Raw genomic sequence first — 20,679 nt, 5'->3', positions numbered from 1 at the left:
ACAAGTGCCCACTGCCAGTAGTATAGCTGGTCCATTGCTATTCGGGAGTCGTTGCTTCTAACCAAACGGCTCTCCCGACGCCACGCTCTTAGCCTTGCTCTGCTCCCCATCAGTTGCTCCCTTCACTGCTCGCGCTATGCTAGCGGCGGCCTCGCCGATAGCCTTCATCGACGATAGCTCGCATTCCCATACTATGTTCACTTGCCAGCCGAGGCGGGATAGTTCATCCGCAACACGTAAATCCCGCTGTACATTCCGCTCGAACTTGTCGAGCCAAAACTCGGTGTTCGATTTTGGCGTCGTAGCAACTTTGCAATCCTCATGGCGATGCCAGAAGCATCCGTGCACAAACACCACTGATTTGTATTTCGGAAGCACGATGTCGGGTTTACCCGGCAATCGCCTCGATCCAAGCCTGAAGCGAAACCCGAGTGCATGGAGCGCCTTCCGCAACGCGACCTCGGGAACGGTATCCCGGGACTTGATACGTGACATGCGCTTCGATCGTTCCTCGGGCGTTAGGAAGTCTACCATCTTCAGCTATCTTGATCGTGCCGACCTCTCATGAGCTCGAAAAAAGGCAGGCCACGGATCATTTCTCCGGGTGTATCGTGTGTATTGTAGAGGCACTGGTGATTGGCAAGGCCCTCTATCCGCTCTGCAACTTCAGAGGCCGCCATTGACAAGCCTAGTTTCGAAAGCTCCGCAGCCGTAATGTTGGGCACCTTGTGTACGAACCATGTCAACAAGGGCTCCCTGTAGTCCGTCGCGTTTACCTTGAAATGGCGGAGATATTGTGACGCGAGGATCACGCCGGCGCCAAACTCTCGCCCCTGCAGGAGAAGCCTCTTTAGCACGTCGAGCTCGTACTTCATGATGTTGTCTGCTTCATCGACCAAGAGGTAGGAATCGATGGCGCGCAGTTGCGGCTCACTCCCGATAAATGGGCGTTTTGGCGTTTGCAACATGTTCTCATAGAACATGTTCAACATCACCGCGACCAGCATGTTCTTGCTGTAGTCGTCAGTCCCGAGCGCATCGAGCGAGATTACCACGACCCCATCGAAGAACTCGTTGAAGGGAATGGCTTCTTGGTCCCTGCTTGCGAATATCTCCATGTCGACTAGGTCGCCAATGATGGACAGTGGGGAATCGACCTTGCCCTCGACAATCCCGGAGTATGCCCGATGCACATCGTTGAGCGTAGGTTGGCGGCCAGGTCTAACGCCTTCGTAGGCGCTTTTCACGGCCCTTTTCAGGTTATCCCTCTGGACGGCGCCTATGTTGGAATAGATCTTGGACAGCACGTCCGCGAAGAAGCGAAAGCGATCGAGCCAAGGCGCCACGGTCTCCGGCATTTGCCTTGTATCGAAAAGGTTTAAGGGAATACGGTGCGGCTTGATAACCTTCGCTCCGGTCGCAGCCACGAAATCGTCGCTGCCATAGTCCTTCTTGTAGTCGAAGATAAGGAAACGCGGCTTGATGCCACGGTTGTACCGTGCCGAAGCCGAGATTTGCATAATGAGCGACTTGAGCAACTGCGTCTTGCCGGTCCCAAGGTCACCGACAACGCCGATATTCAACTGGTTGAGCTTCGTATCGGAGAGGTTGAGTTGCAGCTGCCGCGTCCGGAAGCCATCGATCGTGCTCCCAATCGACAAGACAACTCCCGTTCCGGCATCGCCCGGCGTACTGCCGCCTGCCCCAGCCGATCCCCCAACTTGCTCGGCTGGGAGCCCGGCCGTTGCGGTCGTTCCATCTCGTGGTCCGGGAGGATTGCCATCCCCGGAAGTAGGCTCCTCGCCAGAAGGTGGCATGCCACCAATGAAGGGCAGCATTCCCCAGTCGCCTAGCCGAGCCCGGACAAGTTCATAGTAGGGGAAGGGATCGCCAGCAACGATCAAGCCCGCTTCCTCGCGTCCGATCGTTATGGTTTCCTCAAAGCCATCCCCGTCGCTGTCGCGAGGTTCACTGCGGGCGCTAGCCCCGGCATGGCTGACTACTGCTCGGTCCTGCAAAGATTTATTGAAGCCAAGGGGCTAAACAGCATTCGAAACAACTACGCACACCGTACTGCCGAGGCGCTTGCTGCCGACCATAGCCACGAGCTATGCACCTTGATCCGGCGCAGCACCCGCGAGCAAATCGACAACATCCGGCAGATACTAGAGGCCTACAATTGAAGCCGGTGGTCGTCTTCGACTTAGACGGCACTTTGGCCGACATCAGCGCAAGGCGTATCCATCTCGAGGGCGACAGACCGGACTGGACCAGTTTCAACGGCGAAATGTGGTCTGATGTTCCCAATCACGCGATCGTAGAGCTCTACAAGGTCCTCTGGCAAAGCGACCAGTTTAACGTCATCCTTACATCAGGGCGCAACGAGCGGCATCGACAATTTACCGAGAACTGGCTTTTCTGGAATAACATCCCCTTCGGCAAGATCTACATGCGACCCGACGGCGACAATCGTGCTGACCATGCCCTCAAGAGCGAGTTCCTCGCCGATATTAGGAGGCATCATGGCGATGTCCTTTTCGCCGTTGATGACCGGCAGAAGGTGGTAGACATGTGGCGTAGCAACGGCATCGTGTGCCTCCAATGCGACCGTGGCGACTTCTAGTCCGGGCACAACGCAGGAAATACTACAAGCGAGCTACTCTAAACGCACGATTGTAAATATGCGCAAGTTAGCTTAAATATTTCGAGCGCGGCCGCAGGATAATTAGGATTGCGAACGGGATGGTCGCCGGGAGGTAAAATTGACGCGCCTTCTCGAGCCCATAGAACCGGGCCTCGCTGGTAAAACTCGCGGCGATGGTTTTCTTTCCAGATTGGCTAAGTTCATTCCCAGCGAGACCGGGACCCTATTTACGATTTGCAATGCGACGCTTTCGGACAATCTGGGGCCGGAAACCAGTGGCAAGCTGTTTCTTGGCCTCAACTACTGGAGTTGGTCGCTCGTTGTGCTCCTTGCTTGCTTTCTCGGGAATATCCTGCTGCTAAGCCGAATGTACGACAAAGAGTACAAGGGCGTCGAAATTAAAAGGCTGCTGAAGGCACGACATATATTTGCGAGTTCCTGCGGGTTTGTCATCTGGGCCTACGCAATCAAGTCTCCGGTCTTCAGCGACTATTACAAAGAATTCTTTTCGCTTTTGCTCATTGGTCTCTTCCTCATAATCGTCGACAGGGTGAAACCACCAAAATTGGGGGGCTAGATGCAGGAACTCCAGAGTTTTTCCCGAACCGACGAATTCCGCGCTTTCGTTGATCGGGTCCACCAGCAAATCGACCCCGGCGAGAATAAATTCTTCCTCGGATTCGTCGTCACGCGCCATCCATACTGGAATAGCCTAAAGCAAATTCGAGCGGGAGGGTTCGACCTCCTGTACCCTAATTATTGGCCTCCTCCTCTAGGACCATATTGGGTCGATTCTGATATGTTGCGCCCTCCGATGTACTATACCTCGGACAACAACGATGACTATCTTACGTCGAAGTGGGCTAATTTTTCTGAGAAGCAGTCGTTTCTGGTGAAGGTATGCTTTGCGCCTACTGAAAAAGCCTCGTTGGGGCTGCGCAGACGTTTGGAAGCCGTTTGCCAAGCGGAGCGCAACTTCTTCGCCATCGTCGAGGACCGTGCCCCCGCGCGGCTAGCATCTCACGAGGGCGGCAGGCAGCTAGTCACCGGAGGCCAGAATGGGACCATAGGAGGCTTCCTCCGCGACCAAAATGGCCGCTTCCACGGCCTCACCTGCGGTCACGTTGCGCGCACTAAGGGTGACGTCGTCAGTGCTGATGATGCTAGCAACGTACTAAAGACGCTAGGGAAGGTTGGTGAGACGAATTGGCCGCTTAATCCTATTGGCGGCAATACCCTCTGCCAGCCCCACCCAGGGAATCACGACCTTGATATCGCGATCGTAAACGTGGCAAGCGGTGTAGTTCCACAAAATACCGTTAGGGGGATTGGCCAAATAACCGACATCTACGGCTTGAGCCAGTTGGGTTCGGGTCATCAGGTACGGATGAGCGGCGCTCAATCGGGTGCAGAAGACTACACGATTACTGGCTATGTCGTAACGTACCGGACGCCCTACCAGGGCCATTACTATTGTTTCTCCGACGTGTTCGAGATCTCCGGCATACCCTCGACGACGTGGTTCCAGTTATTCGGCCAATATATACCAACGCCAAGCCTTGGCGATTCGGGTGCCTGGGTAACCACGGACACGGCGACAGGAAACGCGCTCTGCGGCATGTTATACGCAGTCGACAACGCCCGTGGCTATGTATGCTTCACCGACCAGATCCAATCCTGGACAAGGCATCATGGATGGGACCTCTCCGTATTTTAAACCGATAGCAGCGCTCCTGCCTGTAAACTTGCCGATTCGTCCGGAGTCGATCTGCCAGTACCGGAGCATCAATACTCCTCGATAGCGCCGATGGCGATCCAGCCCAGTCGCGAGGTTCTCATGCCAAAAGGAAAACAAAAGCGGCGTCCAAGGCTCTCATGGCCAGAAATTGAAGTCGGTGCCTGGCTAGGTGAGTTCGCTGGAGGACCGTCCGGCGCCATTGGGCAACATGTACAGCCAGGCCCTCCCTGTATGGTAGTAGAATTTACCTATCTAATTGTCGGCGCGGCAGTCGTTTCACCAATTTCCAAATTTCGTTGGCCTGCGGTAGTCTCGTTCTGGGTGCGGACCCCGTTAACGCCGGACGGAATTGAAGCCGGTTTCATGTTTAAATCTGAGAACTCCCCTACTCTCAATATCAGTTTCGAGGTTACACGGCAGCAATTCACCGAGACTGCTTGGCTGTTTAGGGAAAAGCTTATGAAAGACTTCCATTTCACCGCTGGACCCGGGGCCGACCAACATTGGCCGCTGGAAAGCTGGGGCGCTGGCTTCAAGCTATAGAACGGCAACCGAAGTCAGGCTTTGCAGGTCAGGTCTACTCGAGCCCGACTTCATTGCGTCGCTGCAGAAAGTTGCCGCCTCTCTGCAGATTGTGCTGACTTCTTCAAACGACGGTGGCAGATGCATTGGCACAGATACAATGCTATAACTGAAGCAGAAATATTCAGGAAACTTATAATAAGAATATAGTCAATTGCAATTGATTGGTGAAAATCGAAACGCAATCGTACAATTGCGTAAAAACATGACAGAGCTGCAACCGAAACTATCATCGCAATTATGTATTTTATTGAAACACCAGCTGTTTTAGTTTGTCCTCTAATTACATAATTTAGAATAACAATACACACAGACATTGATATAATTGCGTGAAGAACATTATACGGTATCCACCTAGCTATAAAAATCCAAAATGAAGTAGTTATGACGTTATTGTACATTCCATAATCAGACATCATTTGTATATAATCAAACAAAAAAACAACTATAGTTATGGAAAGTAGCAATACTGCATGTTTCTCAAATATTCCTCTGAAGGTTATATTTTCCATCTCTGTCCCGGCCGACGGGGAAAGCGAAATTACCAGTATAGTTACGGCCAAAAGAACAGGTATCGCTTGAGCAAGCAAATAGAGACCGGATATTGTGAGCTCGTCCTCGCCATGAGGCCAATACTCCAGCGGCGGCGGTCCATTCAACCAGTCCACAACCGGCCCTAATAGGGGAATGGCGAACCAGAGTATCGTCAGCGCCACGAGTGACAGCAGGGCGCCGGCAACGAGTCCCCTGATGGGAAGGTTCATGGAAGGCGGCTCATGCACGCCTAGGTCACGCGCAAGCCTTCTAAGCGCTATTCCTCCTCCCTTACGCACAGTGGCGATGGAAGCAACGTATACAAGTTGTTCAAGTAGACTTTTCAAATCCTTTTCGGAGCTTGTGGATAAGTTCTCAAGGGCATCGGCTCGTCGAGAAATTTCAGCCTCATAAAACGTAATATCTGCATATGGCCTAATCTTGTTGCGCCAATTAAGCTTCGTCCAATTGCTCAATTCAGCGGCCCGTTGCTGATTAGTCTCGAGCTTGTCCCATAGTTCAGTAGAGAAGTCTGTCGCAGTATTCGCGACAATCCTTGGAACTCCAACGAGGTCATGAAATATGTCTCGTTGCAGGTTTGCAATCTTCGAGAAGCCCGGGATTGCCTCGTGAGTTAAGCCCATGAACGCCGCTGATATAAACAGCGGATATGGAACAGATTTGATTAGCTCTTGAAATTTTTCGACATCCCCATCTTGCGTGGTCACACGAAGCCAGCCGGAGATTACCGATGGGGAAATAAGGCAAGCGAACAAATATCCTACAAAAGTAACCAACAAGAATAATAGTAGCGTACCCATATAAGACCGGAGTCTAAGAAAGTCCCTGGCTCGCAGGTTCGGTACCGCGCCAAACCAGCGTTTCAAGTCCTCGTCTTGATCGTTGAGTTCGCTATATTTCCCAATTTGAAAGCAAAGAAGAAGTACAGCGCCAAGCCAAAACTGCGTGGAAGTCAATAGATCCGACATAGCGTCACCGAGGAGGACATCTGCCGTTCGGACAGGCCTGCGCGTGCGTCTCAGAACCAAAAAGCGGATTGATAGCCAATGATGTGGTCGCCAAACAACTGAGAATTACGAACCACTTCAATACTTTAGACATCATCTCTCTCCCAGAAGATGGAAAGCGTCAAGGCCAAGGGATGTCAGCAGCAAAAGGCCTTAGGCCCCTAGACGTGCCTTCTTGAGTTAGCGTCCCCACCAGGTGGACAAAGCCTCTTCAGTTCCTTGAAAATTGTTGCGATCGCATCTTCCGATTCCATCAACTTCATGCGGAGCTTCACCGACAGCGCCATCTGTATACTGCCACAAGGTCCAGGTAGTCCAACAAGGTGGGACTACGGGTGTCGGGCCGTATTGTGCGAGCCAAAACCAGCAGTTAGCCAACACGGGATCAGAAGCAACACCGAGGGCACGTTTGATCGTATGCCCGCTGTAAAAACCGGGCCATCGACCCGTCGCGGCCTTAACGTGCGTCACAAATGCACGTGCTTCTTCAAGCGACATACTCCCGCCGGTAGGGTTATCCTCGAAGTCGAGGACCAGAAGCGTTTTCTCAGTCGGTTGAACCACATCTAAAAAGTGTGCAGCCTGTGAAACTCCATTAGCGCCCGTCCCGAAGTGGTACGCGCCAAACAATAAGCCCGTATCAAGAATTCGTTGGCGATTGGCGACTAGCGTTGGATCGACGTACAGCTCACCTTGGGTGGCCTTGTGAATTACGCCCAGAACACCGCCCTCCTTTGCTCGGTCGAAACGGAGCCGAGTGCCGTTATGATGTGAAATGTCTATGACCGAATTACTGATTGAAGCGCTCGCCATCGAATCGCCCTCCCGATGACCAACTGTTCTGCACAACTATTTATGCAGCTAACAATCTTGCGACGATCGCGAAACGAGTGCAAATATCCAATTTTAGCTAAATATAAAATTCAATCAAATTGCTTATTTCCTAGCTAAAAGCACGCAAATATTACAACCATTCTCCCAAGTCGCTCACACGCCTCAGCAGAGCTCGCCGAAGTCACTATGAAGTGCGCTGATTTTGAGTCAGCGGGAGCTCGAATTTTCCGGTTTAAAGCTCAGCCTACAGGTGTGTCTATGATTGGCTCCTGGGCGGGATATGCAGCAAGTTATTACATTTCCAGCCCGCCATCATCAACAGGTCCCCCTTTAATGAGCAAACGACGAGCATCGTTCGAAATGTGAGCGTGCGCAATCGTAACGACGAATTGTTCCGTTCCTTGCTCGATCACCACGGTGCCGCGCGCGCGAAGAACCTCAAGGAAATCCGCGAGTGATTCCTTTCCAGTAAGAACAAGAATTTCTTGCCGCTTTGCCAGGGGGTGCGATCCGGTATTGTCAGCGTATAGATGACTGTCGCTCACTCGCTCGCCGTTGTCGAGAATTCCTTTGGCGTATATTCCAGGATGTACCTCGCCTCGATCGAAACCCGGGAGCATCCGATGGCCGTACACCTGTTATGCCGAGCTTCACGAATTGATTCAGTTAAGCCCTACTAACACCCTCGCCCAATAGGGCTATCGGTCAGGCGATTGACCACAGGATTGTGGGCGTTCATCGTCGCCAACTTCAACGAATACGGAAGCAGCAGGAGCGCGAAACATTCGGAGATTGTGATCAGAGGAGGCTCTCCAATGGGCATGGCATTCATACTCGACACATCAGTCCTGTCTGAAACCAGCAAATCCCGGCCAGACGCCAACGTCGTGCGATTTCTCGAAGAGGCCGATGATCTAAACATCCCGGCCGGGGTCATAATGGAGATAAACCTTGGCATCTCGCTCATATGTGGGCGCAAGCCGTCAAACTGAGCGAGTGGTATCAACGCCTGCTCAATAGCGGCCTCAAGATCATCAATACCGATACACGCATCGCTGAAACATGGGGAACGCTCCTCAGCGCACGCGATCTTTGGAGCTTAATGTTCCCGACTGGTATCCATCCGAGGTAGGCCGCAGGGATCTTTGGGGTCGCGCGTGGTAAGCTTGCGGAATGGAGATCGACGAGGACAAAATTGACGACACGGTGCTGGCGTTGCTATGGCTGACGCTTCACAACGAGCGTTGCGCCTGGAAGGGGTTTGAGTGGGCGACGACTGATCGCTTGTATCAGAAAGGCCTGATCGGCGATCCGGTGAACAAGTCGAAGTCACTGGTGCTGACGGACGAGGGTCTGCGCCGGTCGGAAGAGCTGTTTCGGAAACTGTTTACGCGGCAGCCGGGATTTCCATCGCCTTGATCACCTTCCACTCCCAAGGCAAGAGCTCATGCAGGCGGGAGACGGGAAGCTCGGCGATGCGGGCCAGCACGTCGGCAAGCCAGACCTTTGGATCGATGTCGTTGAGGCGAGCCGTCGTAATCAGGGTCAGCATGATGGCGGCCCGGTCGGCGCCGCGATCGGAACCGGCGAAGCTCCAATTTTTTCTGCCGCAAGCCACGCCGCGCAGGGCTCTTTCCGCCGCGTTATTCGTCATGCAAATCCTGCCGTCATCGGCGTATCTGGCAAAATCGACCCAGCGCGACAGCATGTAGTTGATCGGTTCGATGACCGGTGAGGAGCGTGAGAGGCCCTCCTGTTCCTGGCGCAACCAGGCCTCCAACTCGATGAGCAGCGGCTTGCTCTTTTCCTGGCGCACGGCAAGCCGCTCCTCGGCGCTTGTGCCGTTGATATCGCGCTCGATGGCAAACAACGCGTCGATGCGTTTAACCGCTTCCAACGCCGTCGCCGAGACAGGCCGTGCGCCTTTACCGCGGCGCGCACTGCGAGAGACGTCGGCCAGCTCGAAGAACTTCCGGCGCGCGTGGGCAAAACAGAAAGCCGGCGTCACCGGTATTTGTTTCTTCGTACGATCAAAGAGCGGATTGAAGCCATTATAGCAGTCAGCTTGCAGAATGCCTTTGAACTCGGCCAGATGTCGTTGTGGATGTTCGCCACGCCGGTCGCTGGAGGCGTAGAAGACGGCGGCCGGTGGCGACTGTCCCCCAAAGGGCCTATCGTCGCAAACGTAGGTCCAGATCCGGCCGGTGATGCACTGCCCTTTGGCGAGAATCGGGATAGTGGTGTCGTCGCCATGCAATCGCTCGGCCGCAAACACGTGCGTCTCGATGAGATCGAAGAGCGGCTTGACGGCGGCGCTGACGTAGCCAACCTGGTCGGCAAGCGTCTGGGTGGACAGATCAATTCCCTCGCTGCGGAAACGCCGGCTCTGGCGGTTGAGCGGCTGATGCTCGGAGAATTTGTCGAAGACTATAGTGGCGAGAAGGTTGGGGCCGAGAAAGCCGCGCGGTGTGGCATGGAACGGCGCCGGCGCCTGGCTGATGCAGCCGCACTCCCGGCAAGTAAACTTATCCCGGACGGTCTCGACCACCTTGAAGCGGCGTGGGATCTCCTCCAGCGTCTCGGTAGTATCCTCGCCCAGCTTCGACAGCCGTTCGCTACCGCAATGGATGCAGGCGCCAGGAGCTTCGATGACGACACGTTCCCGCTCGATATTGTCCGGCCAGGGTTTGCGCACCGGCCGCTTGCGAGTGAAGGCCCGAACGGTCTGGCTTTTGGCAGAGGCCGCTTCGGACGCAAGCTCGTCCTCGGTCGCGTCGGCGACCAGCTCTTCGAGCTGCAATTCCATCTGGTCGATCAGCCGCTGGGTGCGCTCCCGGCTCGGACCGTGTTTGTCGCGTTCCAACTTGGCGATCAGCAATTGCAGATGGGCGTTGAGCGCCTCGATGCTGGAAAGCTCTGCCTTGGCTTTGGTCGCTTCGGCCTCCGCCTGCAACCGCGCCTCGCGTTCCGCCAGCAGCGCGGCGTGGGCGCTGGCAAGATCGTCCGGAAGGGAAAGCGGTGGCAATGACATGCAAATTTTAGAGCATATTTCCTGAACAAATTCAATGAAGAAGGCGCTCAAACCCGTGTCGGACGCCAGGTTTCCTGCGGCGCCCGCCAGTCAATTCCCGACAGCAAATAAGAAAGCTGTGCGGCCGAGATCGCGACGGCGCCGCCTTCAACATTGGGCCAGATAAACCGCCCGCGCTCCAATTTTTTCGTGAACAGGCAGGCGCCTTGGCCGTCATGCCAAATTAATTTTACCAGATCACCTCGTCGACCCCTGAAGCAGAACAGATGACCGCCCAGAGGGTCATGTTTCAACACCTCCTGCACCCGAAGGGCCAGCGAAGGAAAGCCGCACCGCATGTCTGTATGTCCCGTCGCCAGCCACACCTTGACCCCCGTTCCCATCGGAAACGGGTTCATCGCAACGTCTCCAGACCACAAATGAGCCGCAGCAGGACGTCCACGTCGACATCCCGACCGACGATCACACGCCGGCCGTTCGCACTCACCACCTCCATGCGACCGGGCGCGGTGACAGAAGGCGGCACAGCGACAGTCGCCGCAGGTGGCGTATTCGCAACATTAGGCTCGGTAACAACGATCGCTGGAACAAATCCGTTCGCCGAGCGGGGGACAAGCCGTCCTTCCCGCGCGGCCCTGCGCCAGGCATTCAACTGCCAGCGCGTGATCCCATGACGCTGCGCCGTGGCCGTCACCTGTCGCGGGCCGTTATAACTCTCAGCCACGATCGCCAGCTTCGCTTCATCCGTGAAACGCCGGCGACGCCCGCTATCGACAATCTCCATCCGGCTGAAATGCCCGGTGAGATCATTCCTCAAGTCCATGTGTGAAGCACCGTCTATATTGCCGTCTATATAGACAGAGCATCCACACTCTCACTCACTGCACAATGCGGCCCAACTCGGATGCGTACCCCGACTGCAGGATCGGAACGCATCAAAGGTGGACAAGATCTACATATAGCGGCCGCCGCTCTCATTCACCGGCTGCCCATCGCGAGTCTAAACCCGAAAGACTTCTTGAGAATTCACAGCGTCTTTCCGATCCCAGGCCTTTACGATCCACGAAGCGACATCTGGCACGTTCAGCCGATGTCGGTAGCGGATTTTAAACCGAAGCGGGTTCGGCTCACCGAAGTGGCTAAATGCTGATTGGCTGCTTTTGCCCCATATGGCTCAAACCGAGAACGCACTGCAATTTCAGCTTACATCATGCCAAATTGCACTCGATCTCACATTGGGTGCAATTTTCTAATGACAGAAAATAACGAAGCCCGGGTCGTCTACGCGAATCCCCTAATATCGATCCCCGGATCTCTGCGGACCGACAAGCTTCGGAAGCTACGTCGGAACGGCTGAACTGATGCTCAAAGAGCATCCAGACCCGAAGTCGATACTTGACCAGCATGGAATATTTGCGCCGTGCCGACCCTCGGCCTGCGAGAGGCAAGATTGGTGGTAAGCGCCGCCGACAGCAATCCTCGATTTAACATAACGAGGATTTGCGATGTTCGACCCAAAGTTACTCGAAGAAGCGGCCACCGCGTCGCGTGAGATATTGGCCACGACCGATGGCAGCCGCATGTTCTATTTGGTCGACCAAAGTCTCGTCCGCCTCATCATCGCGGACGCCCAAGCTGGGCGAGACTGGCGAAAGATCATATCGCAGCAGGAACAACGAAATGTCCTGGCTTGGATTCGAACCGCAATCGCCAACGACGAGGAGTGGACCCGAGATTTATTGACTTCCGCAAACCGCATGCGTGCGATTCCGACATTGTCTGATCTAGTCACCGAGGCAACAAAAGCCAACCTTATCCAAAGGATCTGGAGAGCGAAGCTCGTGGGTCGAAATGAGAGCCTTTTCTACAAGGATGAGAAAACAAATCTCTTTTTCGTTCGTCTGCACAACGAAGATGCACTCATTCGCGAGTGCGCCACCATGCAGCATAGAATGGAGAAGACACCGAACGATGTCGCCCTCTCCTATCTATCGCTTCGAGACGCCAGTGGCAGACGTCACGCCACTATCGAATTCGTGGGTCGGAAAGTCGCGCAGGTGCTCGGCGCACATCGCCGACCGATTGAGGGAAGATGCCTGGACGCTGCCATTCGATACATCGACGAAAGGAACTTGAAGTGCGTCGCGCCGCTAGCGCACCTAAACCGGATCATGAACAAGGATGGGGTATGGCTCGATGGCTCCAATTTGCAACCAGGCACAGTCACGCTTGGCGATCTAGACATGGTAGACTCCACCCTTAAGTCGCTGCCAGAACACCTCACGGTAACCGGCGACCTCAGGGTTAAGGGCTGCTCCCTTGTCGATCTTCCTGATCATCTTACGGTCAATCAGTCGCTCGACCTACGGGGCACCCATTTTCCACGATTGCCTGACCATCTCAAGGTAAGATGGACTCTCAATATCGAAGCCACCAATTTCGAGGTGATGCCAGAAGGACTGAAAGTCGGCGACCTGCTCGCAAAAGGAAGCAGCCTTGCTAAATACCCGCTTGGGCTGATGGCCAAAATCAGGGGCGAAGTTTACCGCTGAACGAAAAAATAAACCTCTGATTGTCGCGTATTTTACCTAACCTGTTTCCCTAGTCGAAATTCCCGGAATGATACATCTCGGGCGTTCAATCGGGGACAGACCCAAATGCCCAAGACCCAAAAGGCCGAAGCACAGCGTACTCCTGCCGAACGCTGGCGGCTTGCGCGTGCTCAGATCAAGACATCTCGCCGTCTGAGCGCCGCGTCCGCTTTGAAACTCGTTCAGGCCGTTCTGGAATTGACCGGCACCGAGGATGACATCTCGGACGACGTTGCTAACCGGCTGTCGTTCGAGTGCGGAATTTCAATCGAGGAATTGGACGCTGTGCGCCTCATCAAGAAGGCCACGGGCGAAGATCGGGAAAGGCTCATATCAAGCGGCTTGTCGCTCTCTGTGATCTCGGCAATATTGGTCGCGAGTGATGCGACACGAGAAGAAACCTTCCGCAGGATAGAAGACGACGAGCACCTCACTGGCTCGATCATCGGGCAAATCGACAAAGAGGAAAAGGAAGCTGCAACGTCGTCTGCCGAACTTCTTTTGAAACAATGGCAAAAGATCATGCGCCAGAAAATCAAAGAACACGGTCAGAGGGCGATAGACGAACTGCAACGTTCAGCGCGGCAACTTTTGGCTATGTATGGCGAGTATAAAGAGATCTTTGGCTCACACGTAGACGATGATGATACAACAAAGCCGCAAGATGTTCCCGAGAGCGTGCTTCTAGGCCATGAGGCGGCGATGCGGGAACAGGCGAAGCGTCTGCATCCAACATTCGTCAAGCTTTTTGGCGATGATCACGCTGATGAGGTGCAATGGGCTTTTATTGCCATCCACGATCCAGACACCGCATCGATAGCACGCGTCGCTTTTGTTCTTCGAAAAATGTGCCAGGGTGAATTTGGTGTTGGCCAAACATACGGCGGAGTGCATTGTGGCGTCGATTTCATGTTCAGTTCTCTGGCTTATTTAGCCGGGACCTTCGTGGCTGCTGGTCAGCGAGATCGACGTCGGCCGCTCAAAAAATTGAAGTCGATCATTTTGAACGCCGGAATCGGCGGCGAAGCCATTGGCTTGCGAGGCGCAAACTTTTATCCGGCTGCGTTGTTTGAGGATGTGGACGAGTATCGTTCCGTGATCAAAAAAAGCATGGCCCACTGGCCCGTCAGCGATGCAAGACTAGGCACCAACAATATTCGGACAGAGATCGCCAAATTGCGAAAGGACCTGGCCGTTGTATGCGGTGGTCTTCTGAGTGCCTACAACGTTCAGCGCAACAAGGACACGATCGATCTCATTCGCCTCGCCGACCCAAAGGCGTTTTTCTTCGGCCTGCCGCCTCGCATCTCGCGAAACATGAGAAACACGATCAACGAAAATCTTATCGGGCTAGTTGAAAGCGGCTATGAAATTGAGCCGTTTAGATTGTCCTTATCAGACTTCGGTCTGGCGCAGAACGGCAAATGCGAGGTGATCGTCGGCCTGAAGCCTGAGTACGCAAAAAACTTTATACTCCCCCAAATGCGTCCGGTCGAAGTTGATGGCAGCCTCCTACCCCAGGATTATCTTGATCCAATATCCGGAGAAACCCGCGCATCAATGTTAGAGCGATATGCGCGGCTCGACTCCAACCTCTCCGACTATATGGAAGCGCTGATTAAATCGGACGTTAAGATTGGGCACTATCGGATAACGCGCGGCGATCGAAAGTTCGAAAATCGAGCCCGAGAGGAAGCGCGAGAAGAGGCACGAGCGCGTTGGTGCGCCACGTATGGGACGAATAAGGTTCCGATGCTGACCCCTTGGACGAAGAACCCCGGCGACAAACGGAAAAAGGATTGGAAGGCAGCAGGATTTAAGTTTAGCGCGATGTCACAATCCGTTGAGACGACCATAGCTACTGGCGACTTTGAGGGTTGCATTGGACTCAGCGTTCACGCCTATAAGGCTCTCCAAGGATTCCCCCTCACCTGGAAAACTGAGGGAATGAGGAGGGCAACGGCCTCGAAAGCCATTGCTCTGTGCCTCCCGCCGCCCATTTCGACAGCGATCGGGTTTTGCCTTTACGCTGCGATTACCGGCAAGAAGATTCGCATTGCCGACGGACTGCGTGCGCCACCAATTCCGGCTGAGGCAATCGGTATCGTCGCTCTGGCCAAAGGCCCAGGTTTGAATTTGGCCGCCGTTATGCCCAAACGCCACCCAGATCCAGAGATTGCTCTTGCCGAAGAAATACGAGACCTCGTGATTATGCCCGACCCTTTTCCAGATCAGCTAGGAGAAAATGATCCCGCGCCCAAGCGACCTAAAACGGAAGCGCCGAGGTTTCCGCCGCCCCCGAAATTCAAGCGGTTCGAGATAGGCTATCGCGAACCTCCTGCTGTCGGGGTGCATCGCTGCCGAGCATACTAGTCCTTCCACGGAGGCCGCCGAGGCCGCCCCCACTTTCTCGTGCGAATTCGGTACAATTTTAGCTAATAGGGATTATCGACATCAAAACGGAGCCATGGCACGTTGGGATAACACAAACTAAGGGAGCCACCATGCTGGCCGAAGAGATATGTAAAACGCTCTGGTTTGGCGCTGACTGATCTCGATTGATGCTGGTCAATTTTCGTTTTTCCGTGATTTTTCAAGCGCTTTTACTCTGCACGGACTTCCTCCACAACCTTCGGAGCAAGTAGCGCATGACCTCCGTTAGTTCCATCCACCCCAATGCTCGGTCCTTGATGGCACCCTTCGCCTGTCTCCTGTCCGGCGTCGCCCTGTTCTGCAAAATCTACGAATTTTCCATACGTTTATAGGCTGCCTCCGACACTTTCGCGATTGATTTCGTTGAGCTATTTCCAGCTTAACAAGAAATTGGAGCGCAACGTCATGTCAGCAGTTGGCAAATTCGACTTTCAATCCGAGCGTTTCGAAACCTCCGATGTTTCCGGAGCTAGCTTGCTCATTTGCCGGACGTTCCGTCAGGCAGCTCTCCCCATAAGCAGGTTCGGTATCGGCCCGCGCGCGTTCGACACGATCGTTGAACGTAGCGGGCCGAATGCTGTCGGGCGTCAAGCGTGTCCGCAGCCGAAAGGCTCGGGCGTAGGGCCTCCGCCGCCCTAATACAAACAAACCCTATGCAGGAACACGCAGTTGAACGCGGGCAAAACCCGCGACCGGCGAAGCCATGCCTTCACCCACGTGCCTTCCGTTTCCTCGACTTCTTGAATCTTCAGACGCAAATCAGGACACAGCAATGACCATTTTGAAAGATGCATTTCAATTTATGGCCGATGGCGACGCCTTCGATACATTGATCGACCGAAATGAGCGCGGTGCTCGCGACCACCGCTATCGCCAGGAGCCCCTTGGTTTCACATCGGAACGCGACCGCAATTCATTGGACCGGAGGTTCGGGTTCAGCAAGCGAATACCGCGCCTCTAACATGTGATACCACATACCAATTGAGCGGAGGCCTCCCGCCCCGCTCCAGTGACCAATCCAAAATCGATATGGCCGCTCTCCCTCGACGAAATCGGGGATCGATCAGTCGCGTCATGAAAGTCGAACATCATGCTGGAAGCTCGTGTCCACCAAATGCTCAAATGCGAACAACGTGGCCTTCGCTTTGAAATCCCTGAAACCTTCAAATTCGCAGATCCGGACCGGCCTGTCGCCGGGCGCTTCGTTATTCCCGGGGTAACCCACGACGATGATCCCGGCCTTACGTTTGCGGAGGCAGAAAGCCGTATGGATGTCGCTTGGATTCCGCCTAGCAAATCGCTCGCCAGCAGAAACATTTCCCTGAAAAGCATGGCGTCTGTGCGTGGCCACATGGTCGACATCAGGCAAAACCAAGTCCTGATTTTCGAGAGCATCCTCGAATATTTTTTCACCAATGTCCTATTGGCACAGAAGCAAATCGTGAAGGTCGAAGATCAGCCGGGCGAACTCGAATACGAGCTGGATGGTCAGCGCGCATGGCATACCCTCGACTATCGATCGACCGACCATTCGAACCGCCGAGTGGCATATCAAGTCAAACCGTCTGAGATGCTAAAGCCCGACCGGACCTTGGAAAAGCTCAACGCGCTAAAAGCGATTCACGTCCCAACTTTCGCGCTTGATATCATCGCTGTGACCGAGAGACAAATCACGCGAGGTAAGGCCCTGAACGCAATCGATATCAACAACGCAAGGAAGGAGCGGCGGCAGGAAGATTGCGATAGAGTTCTGGATGTCGTTCGTGGCATCGGACGGCCAATTGAGATGTGGCGTCTGCAACTCCGGATGGGCGATCCGGGTACGGTCTGGAACGCCCTACTCTGCCTCCATTACGACCGGCTGATCAATATCTCGCGACCAGGCGAGCGCTTCCACGACAATTGCCTCGTTCAAGCCCGCTGGGTCCAGTGAAGGAGTCGGCTATGGCCATTCGTCCCGGTGTGCCTCCACTGCCGATCTCCGCCTTCGACCGTGCCAAATTAGACGGGAAGGAACTTCACGTCGTCCAGGAGAGTCCACACGGGAAGGTCTTCGCCGCTATCGACGGTAGCGGCGCACCCATTCCGGTATCGAACGCTGAAATTGCGAGCTGGCTCGGCGACGGATCGCTCACCATCGAGAAACGTTATTACGATCCTCGTCGCATTGCATTGGCAGAGAAATGGCCTTGGCTGCGTAATCTGTCGAAGCGGCAGCAAATGGTTGTTGCCTTCAAGCTGGAGTGGATCACCCGGTTCAATGATAAAAAAGCCGAGTTAGGCCGGGTCTCCAGTGATGCCCTCATGGTTTCGATCATGTTTGACATCCGCAAAGAATACGAAACCGATCTGGAAATCGCCGAGGCAAACGCCGACTACAAGGGTGGAAAGCACTATAAGCTTGACGTTTCAGGAAAAGATTCGAAACCTCAACTCGTAAATGTTACGGCAAGGTCCGTCCGGGGCTGGTGTAAAAAATATGAAGACTCGGGCAATGACTGGCGCGTCCTTATTGACAATCGTACTAGCGAACGTCGGGAAAGCAAATTTTCTTCCCTTGAGCTGAATATCCAGGGTCGGTTTGTATGGCGTTACCTGTCCACGACGCGCACCAAAGCCCCCTACCTCTTCCGCTTGATGAAGGCGATGGAGCGCCGGATTAACAAGCCGAGAAACAAGGAAGATTGGATCAACCTTGGCAGCAGATCGACGTTCTATAATCGGATCGATGCGCTTCCTGACTATTTGAAGTACAACCGAAAGTGGGGCGAGATCAAAACCGCCCAAAGATATACTATCGTGGTGGCCAAGGAGCGTGGCTATCCAATGGATTTGATCGAGGCCGACGAATGTCGCCTTAACCTCGTCACGATCCTGAAAAACAGCAAGGTTTGGGATGAGTTATCGGAGGAGGTGCAGAAAGCCTATCGTGAGGCTTCGCGTAGACTTTGGTTCTCAGCCGTCATCGACTATGCCACAAACTCATTTTTGTCCTTTCGTATCCATGTCCGCAATCCCTGCACCGAGACGGCATTGGCTACGTTCCAATTGGTTGAGCGAGACAAAACTACGATTGCCAAGGCAGCGGGTTGCAAGTCGTCATGGCCAATGCGTGGCGGTCTGCGGCTGATCCGCGTCGATTGCGCAAAGTGGTACACGAATGCATCTGTCACAGCCACGCTCCTGGATGCAGGCGCTACGAAGATCCACCCTCCCGCAAAAATCAGCACACTCAGAGGTACGATCGAACGCATCTTTGGGATCGTCGGCCATCGCGGCGATCAAGACCCACGCAAGGGTGCTTCGGTGAACGTCGATAGGCTTCATGACGTCTTTGTGCGAGCCATTGTCGACGTTTGGCACAACATTAGGCACGGCGGCAAGCTTGGAGGCATGTCGAGCAGGCAAGCTTGGCTGTTAGGGTGCGAAGCTAAACTCCCACCCAACCCACAAAAAGACTATCTCTTGCGTACCATCTACGGCGTGAATCTTAAGCGCGTAATTGGACGCGAGGGAATCCGCTTTCTCGGCTTCTATTACCAGAGTGACGAGATCCAACGCATGTTCCGTGAGAACACAGGCACCGAAGTCGACATCCGCGTCGATTTTTGGGACATCGGCGAAATCACTGTGTTCGACGGGAAGTTTTCCTATCGTGTAGGCTCGCAGTTCGGCTTCCTTAAGGGCGTTTCCTTCTGGAAGGTGACAGCGTTGCTCGAAGAAATAAACCTTGTTGATACCGAGTACACGGATCGCACGCAGGACACCGTCGATGAAGCTTTCGAATACATCGACGGCATCGCGGAAATTTCGCGAGCCATGCATAATTTGGCAAGCCCGGTACCAACCTCCGAGATGTGCGACCGGCTTGAGCGTCGCATCCGCCGCGCGCTCCACATCGTCCCTGAGTCTGACTACACCCGCGCCGTACGCGACCAGGATTGGCGGCTGACGCCATTTCTTGAGGAAGCTTGGGGTCTCGGAGACGAGTTGGAAGAGGATGATTTGGACGTGCCCTCCAGCCAATCCAAAAAGGCGCAAGAGGAAAAATACGGCGCTCCAACGAGAGGTAAACCCAGCGCGGACCAAAAGGCAAAGGCAATTGAAAATCCCCGGTCCACTGAACAGCTCTCTCTGCCTGCCAGCAAAACCGCGATCTATCGCGACGATTTTTAACAGGAGAAACGAGTGATGGAACCCTCTCTGCTAAACCTGCGACGCGCATCAATCGAACATCTTCGTAGCACTATGGCACCCAAAGACTTGGACCTCAGTGACTTCATGGCCAATCTCCGAGCCCAACACTGCGCAATCGAGCCCCGTGATGCAATTTTTGCCGACCTCGTGCACGCGCAAAAAATGAGCTTGTTGTCGCCGCAAGCGGATGACGACAAGGAGAGAAAGATTCTCTTCGTCGTGGGAGGCAGCGATGCGGGAAAATCCAAAATGATCAAACACGCGATCGCTACCGATCCAGCGTTTGCACTGCGTCACGACGAGTACGGCAGGCCAGTCAACCCGATCGTGAGAATTCGCGCCCCCAATCCATGTTCGCTCCGCAACATTGGCATATTGCTGCTGGAGGCTGTTGGCTATCCAATCAGGAGCGATGCGAAAGAAACGTATGTGTGGCCATTGGTTCCAGGGCAACTCGCGCGGCGCGGAGTCATGTTCGTCGTGATCGAGGAAGCTCAGCGTGTCATGAAGCTCGACGATTGGTACGAACAGAGTAAGGTCTGGGATACGTTGATCAACCTTGTGGACAACGAGCACTGGCCCGTCAGACTTATTCTGGCTGGCATGCCCATCCTGGAGAAATTACGAGAGGCCGAGGAGCAGATCCAAAACCGCTCTAAGATCCAAAAACTGATGCCAATTCCAGCTACAAAATATCCAATTGTCAGCACCTGGATCAAGACCATCATCTCCGAACACGCAGGATTAGAATTGCGAAATCTTCCGGTCGACGACGTCAGCAAGCGTCTCATTCACGCTAGCGAAGGAAATACCGGAGCAATATTCAAGCTGATTATGTCATCGGTCGAGCTTGTTATGTCATTGGGCGACCGCAAAACCGTTACAACGATCGATTTCGCGCAGGCTTATCACAACGCGACCGGCTGCTCGATCGACACAAACATCTTTGAACAGAGCAATTGGAAAAACTTGCCGAGCGGTGCCGCCAAAACCAAGAATCCTAAGAAAGATCTCCAAAACGTCGCCGGAAAGGCAAGGAAGGCGGGAGATCGGCCCCGGTGAGAAGG

Annotated in this window: 20 protein-coding genes; 12 read left to right on the top strand and 8 right to left on the bottom strand. The window is 54.1% G+C overall.

Annotated features, from left to right (window positions below; genetic code table 11):
• Nucleotides 1-57: 57 nt before the first annotated feature.
• Together vsr and NXC24_RS08220 are read right to left on the bottom strand one after the other, a co-directional pair.
• Nucleotides 58-534, bottom strand: coding sequence for a DNA mismatch endonuclease Vsr (vsr, locus tag NXC24_RS08225; RefSeq protein WP_104822836.1), 477 nt, complete (start codon nt 532-534; stop codon nt 58-60).
• A 2-nt stretch (nt 535-536) separates the two neighbouring features.
• Complete coding sequence (locus NXC24_RS08220; protein WP_104822835.1) at nt 537-1,904, bottom strand: hypothetical protein; 1,368 nt, start codon at nt 1,902-1,904, stop codon at nt 537-539.
• Between the two features lie 275 nt (nt 1,905-2,179).
• On the opposite strand from NXC24_RS08220, the gene NXC24_RS08210 reads away from it, so the two are divergent.
• The 4 genes from NXC24_RS08210 (at nt 2,180) to NXC24_RS08195 (ending at nt 4,925) form a co-directional block, all read left to right on the top strand.
• Nucleotides 2,180-2,623: a polynucleotide kinase gene (locus NXC24_RS08210; RefSeq protein ID WP_104822833.1), complete on the top strand. Its 444-nt coding sequence runs from the start codon at nt 2,180-2,182 to the stop codon at nt 2,621-2,623.
• Nucleotides 2,624-2,762: 139 nt separating this feature from the next.
• Nucleotides 2,763-3,221, top strand: a complete 459-nt coding sequence (locus NXC24_RS08205) for a hypothetical protein (protein WP_104822832.1) — start codon at nt 2,763-2,765, stop codon at nt 3,219-3,221.
• The gene (locus tag NXC24_RS08200; protein WP_104822831.1) at nt 3,222-4,361 is read left to right on the top strand and encodes a hypothetical protein; all 1,140 of its coding nucleotides are present in this window, start codon (nt 3,222-3,224) and stop codon (nt 4,359-4,361) included. It begins immediately after the preceding gene.
• A gap of 90 nt (nt 4,362-4,451) precedes the next feature.
• Nucleotides 4,452-4,925 (top strand): hypothetical protein, encoded by a 474-nt coding sequence (locus tag NXC24_RS08195; RefSeq protein ID WP_245463949.1) that lies wholly within the window; start codon nt 4,452-4,454, stop codon nt 4,923-4,925.
• Between the two features lie 50 nt (nt 4,926-4,975).
• On the opposite strand, the gene NXC24_RS08190 is transcribed toward NXC24_RS08195, so the two are convergent.
• From NXC24_RS08190 to NXC24_RS08180, 3 genes are all read right to left on the bottom strand, one after another.
• Complete coding sequence (locus tag NXC24_RS08190; protein ID WP_158704437.1) at nt 4,976-6,226, bottom strand: hypothetical protein; 1,251 nt, start codon at nt 6,224-6,226, stop codon at nt 4,976-4,978.
• A 480-nt stretch (nt 6,227-6,706) separates the two neighbouring features.
• Nucleotides 6,707-7,339 carry a glycoside hydrolase family 25 protein gene (locus NXC24_RS08185; protein ID WP_104822829.1) on the bottom strand — a complete coding sequence of 211 codons (633 nt, stop codon included), beginning with the start codon at nt 7,337-7,339 and terminating at the stop codon, nt 6,707-6,709.
• Nucleotides 7,340-7,653: 314 nt separating this feature from the next.
• Entirely contained in the window at nt 7,654-7,905 is a 252-nt protein-coding gene (locus tag NXC24_RS08180; protein WP_158704436.1) for a hypothetical protein, read from the bottom strand.
• Between the two features lie 270 nt (nt 7,906-8,175).
• On the opposite strand from NXC24_RS08180, the gene NXC24_RS35055 reads away from it, so the two are divergent.
• Both NXC24_RS35055 and NXC24_RS08175 read left to right on the top strand, forming a co-directional pair.
• Nucleotides 8,176-8,352 carry a hypothetical protein gene (locus NXC24_RS35055; protein ID WP_158704435.1) on the top strand — a complete coding sequence of 59 codons (177 nt, stop codon included), beginning with the start codon at nt 8,176-8,178 and terminating at the stop codon, nt 8,350-8,352.
• A 181-nt stretch (nt 8,353-8,533) separates the two neighbouring features.
• Nucleotides 8,534-8,779, top strand: a complete 246-nt coding sequence (locus NXC24_RS08175; protein ID WP_104822827.1) for a DUF6429 family protein — start codon at nt 8,534-8,536, stop codon at nt 8,777-8,779.
• Here NXC24_RS08175 and NXC24_RS08170 read toward each other — a convergent pair.
• Genes NXC24_RS08170 through NXC24_RS08160 form a run of 3 tightly spaced genes read right to left on the bottom strand, consistent with a single transcriptional unit; the run spans nt 8,748 to nt 11,214 of the window.
• Nucleotides 8,748-10,391, bottom strand: coding sequence for an IS66 family transposase (locus NXC24_RS08170; RefSeq protein ID WP_104822826.1), 1,644 nt, complete (start codon nt 10,389-10,391; stop codon nt 8,748-8,750). The two genes, NXC24_RS08175 and NXC24_RS08170, sit on opposite strands and share 32 nt — an antisense overlap.
• Nucleotides 10,392-10,438: 47 nt before the next feature.
• The gene (gene tnpB / locus NXC24_RS08165; protein ID WP_104822825.1) at nt 10,439-10,789 is read right to left on the bottom strand and encodes an IS66 family insertion sequence element accessory protein TnpB; all 351 of its coding nucleotides are present in this window, start codon (nt 10,787-10,789) and stop codon (nt 10,439-10,441) included.
• Complete coding sequence (locus tag NXC24_RS08160; RefSeq protein WP_104822824.1) at nt 10,786-11,214, bottom strand: transposase; 429 nt, start codon at nt 11,212-11,214, stop codon at nt 10,786-10,788. Before NXC24_RS08160 ends, tnpB begins: the two co-directional genes overlap by 4 nt.
• A 682-nt stretch (nt 11,215-11,896) precedes the next feature.
• Between NXC24_RS08160 and NXC24_RS08155 the strand changes: the two genes are divergently transcribed.
• The 6 genes from NXC24_RS08155 (at nt 11,897) to NXC24_RS08125 (ending at nt 20,674) form a co-directional block, all read left to right on the top strand.
• A complete protein-coding gene (locus tag NXC24_RS08155) occupies nt 11,897-12,943 on the top strand; it encodes a hypothetical protein (RefSeq protein ID WP_104822823.1) in 1,047 nt (348 codons plus the stop codon).
• 105 nt (nt 12,944-13,048) lie between these two features.
• Nucleotides 13,049-15,355: a DNA cytosine methyltransferase gene (locus tag NXC24_RS08150; RefSeq protein WP_104822822.1), complete on the top strand. Its 2,307-nt coding sequence runs from the start codon at nt 13,049-13,051 to the stop codon at nt 15,353-15,355.
• Between the two features lie 832 nt (nt 15,356-16,187).
• Nucleotides 16,188-16,376, top strand: coding sequence for a hypothetical protein (locus tag NXC24_RS08140; RefSeq protein ID WP_104822820.1), 189 nt, complete (start codon nt 16,188-16,190; stop codon nt 16,374-16,376).
• A gap of 129 nt (nt 16,377-16,505) precedes the next feature.
• Nucleotides 16,506-17,348, top strand: a complete 843-nt coding sequence (locus tag NXC24_RS08135) for a hypothetical protein (protein WP_104822819.1) — start codon at nt 16,506-16,508, stop codon at nt 17,346-17,348.
• An 11-nt stretch (nt 17,349-17,359) separates the two neighbouring features.
• Nucleotides 17,360-19,591, top strand: coding sequence for a Mu transposase C-terminal domain-containing protein (locus NXC24_RS08130; protein ID WP_104822818.1), 2,232 nt, complete (start codon nt 17,360-17,362; stop codon nt 19,589-19,591).
• 15 nt (nt 19,592-19,606) lie between these two features.
• Nucleotides 19,607-20,674 carry an ATP-binding protein gene (locus NXC24_RS08125; RefSeq protein ID WP_104822817.1) on the top strand — a complete coding sequence of 356 codons (1,068 nt, stop codon included), beginning with the start codon at nt 19,607-19,609 and terminating at the stop codon, nt 20,672-20,674.
• Nucleotides 20,675-20,679 lie beyond the last annotated feature (5 nt).

It is taken from the genome of Rhizobium sp. NXC24 (assembly GCF_002944315.1).
GTDB lineage: Bacteria > Pseudomonadota > Alphaproteobacteria > Rhizobiales > Rhizobiaceae > Rhizobium.
The sequence above is the reverse complement of the archived record's forward strand: the minus strand, read 5'-3'. Positions and strand labels throughout refer to the sequence as shown.

Bases quoted from the DNA above. Each gene is read 5' to 3' on its own strand.
- NXC24_RS08155 (WP_104822823.1), top strand. From the start codon at position 11,897: ATGTTCGACCCAAAGTTACTCGAAGAAGCGGCCACCGCGTCGCGTGAG.
- NXC24_RS08130 (WP_104822818.1), top strand. From the start codon at position 17,360: ATGGCCATTCGTCCCGGTGTGCCTCCACTGCCGATCTCCGCCTTCGAC.
- NXC24_RS08135 (WP_104822819.1), top strand. From the start codon at position 16,506: ATGCTGGAAGCTCGTGTCCACCAAATGCTCAAATGCGAACAACGTGGC.
- NXC24_RS08175 (WP_104822827.1), top strand. From the start codon at position 8,534: ATGGAGATCGACGAGGACAAAATTGACGACACGGTGCTGGCGTTGCTA.
- NXC24_RS08125 (WP_104822817.1), top strand. From the start codon at position 19,607: ATGGAACCCTCTCTGCTAAACCTGCGACGCGCATCAATCGAACATCTT.
- NXC24_RS08140 (WP_104822820.1), top strand. From the start codon at position 16,188: ATGACCATTTTGAAAGATGCATTTCAATTTATGGCCGATGGCGACGCC.
- NXC24_RS08185 (WP_104822829.1), bottom strand. From the start codon at position 7,339: ATGGCGAGCGCTTCAATCAGTAATTCGGTCATAGACATTTCACATCAT.
- NXC24_RS08195 (WP_245463949.1), top strand. From the start codon at position 4,452: ATGGCGATCCAGCCCAGTCGCGAGGTTCTCATGCCAAAAGGAAAACAA.
- vsr (WP_104822836.1), bottom strand. From the start codon at position 534: ATGGTAGACTTCCTAACGCCCGAGGAACGATCGAAGCGCATGTCACGT.
- NXC24_RS08170 (WP_104822826.1), bottom strand. From the start codon at position 10,391: ATGTCATTGCCACCGCTTTCCCTTCCGGACGATCTTGCCAGCGCCCAC.
- tnpB (WP_104822825.1), bottom strand. From the start codon at position 10,789: ATGAACCCGTTTCCGATGGGAACGGGGGTCAAGGTGTGGCTGGCGACG.
- NXC24_RS35055 (WP_158704435.1), top strand. From the start codon at position 8,176: ATGGGCATGGCATTCATACTCGACACATCAGTCCTGTCTGAAACCAGC.
- NXC24_RS08160 (WP_104822824.1), bottom strand. From the start codon at position 11,214: ATGGACTTGAGGAATGATCTCACCGGGCATTTCAGCCGGATGGAGATT.
- NXC24_RS08200 (WP_104822831.1), top strand. From the start codon at position 3,222: ATGCAGGAACTCCAGAGTTTTTCCCGAACCGACGAATTCCGCGCTTTC.
- NXC24_RS08150 (WP_104822822.1), top strand. From the start codon at position 13,049: ATGCCCAAGACCCAAAAGGCCGAAGCACAGCGTACTCCTGCCGAACGC.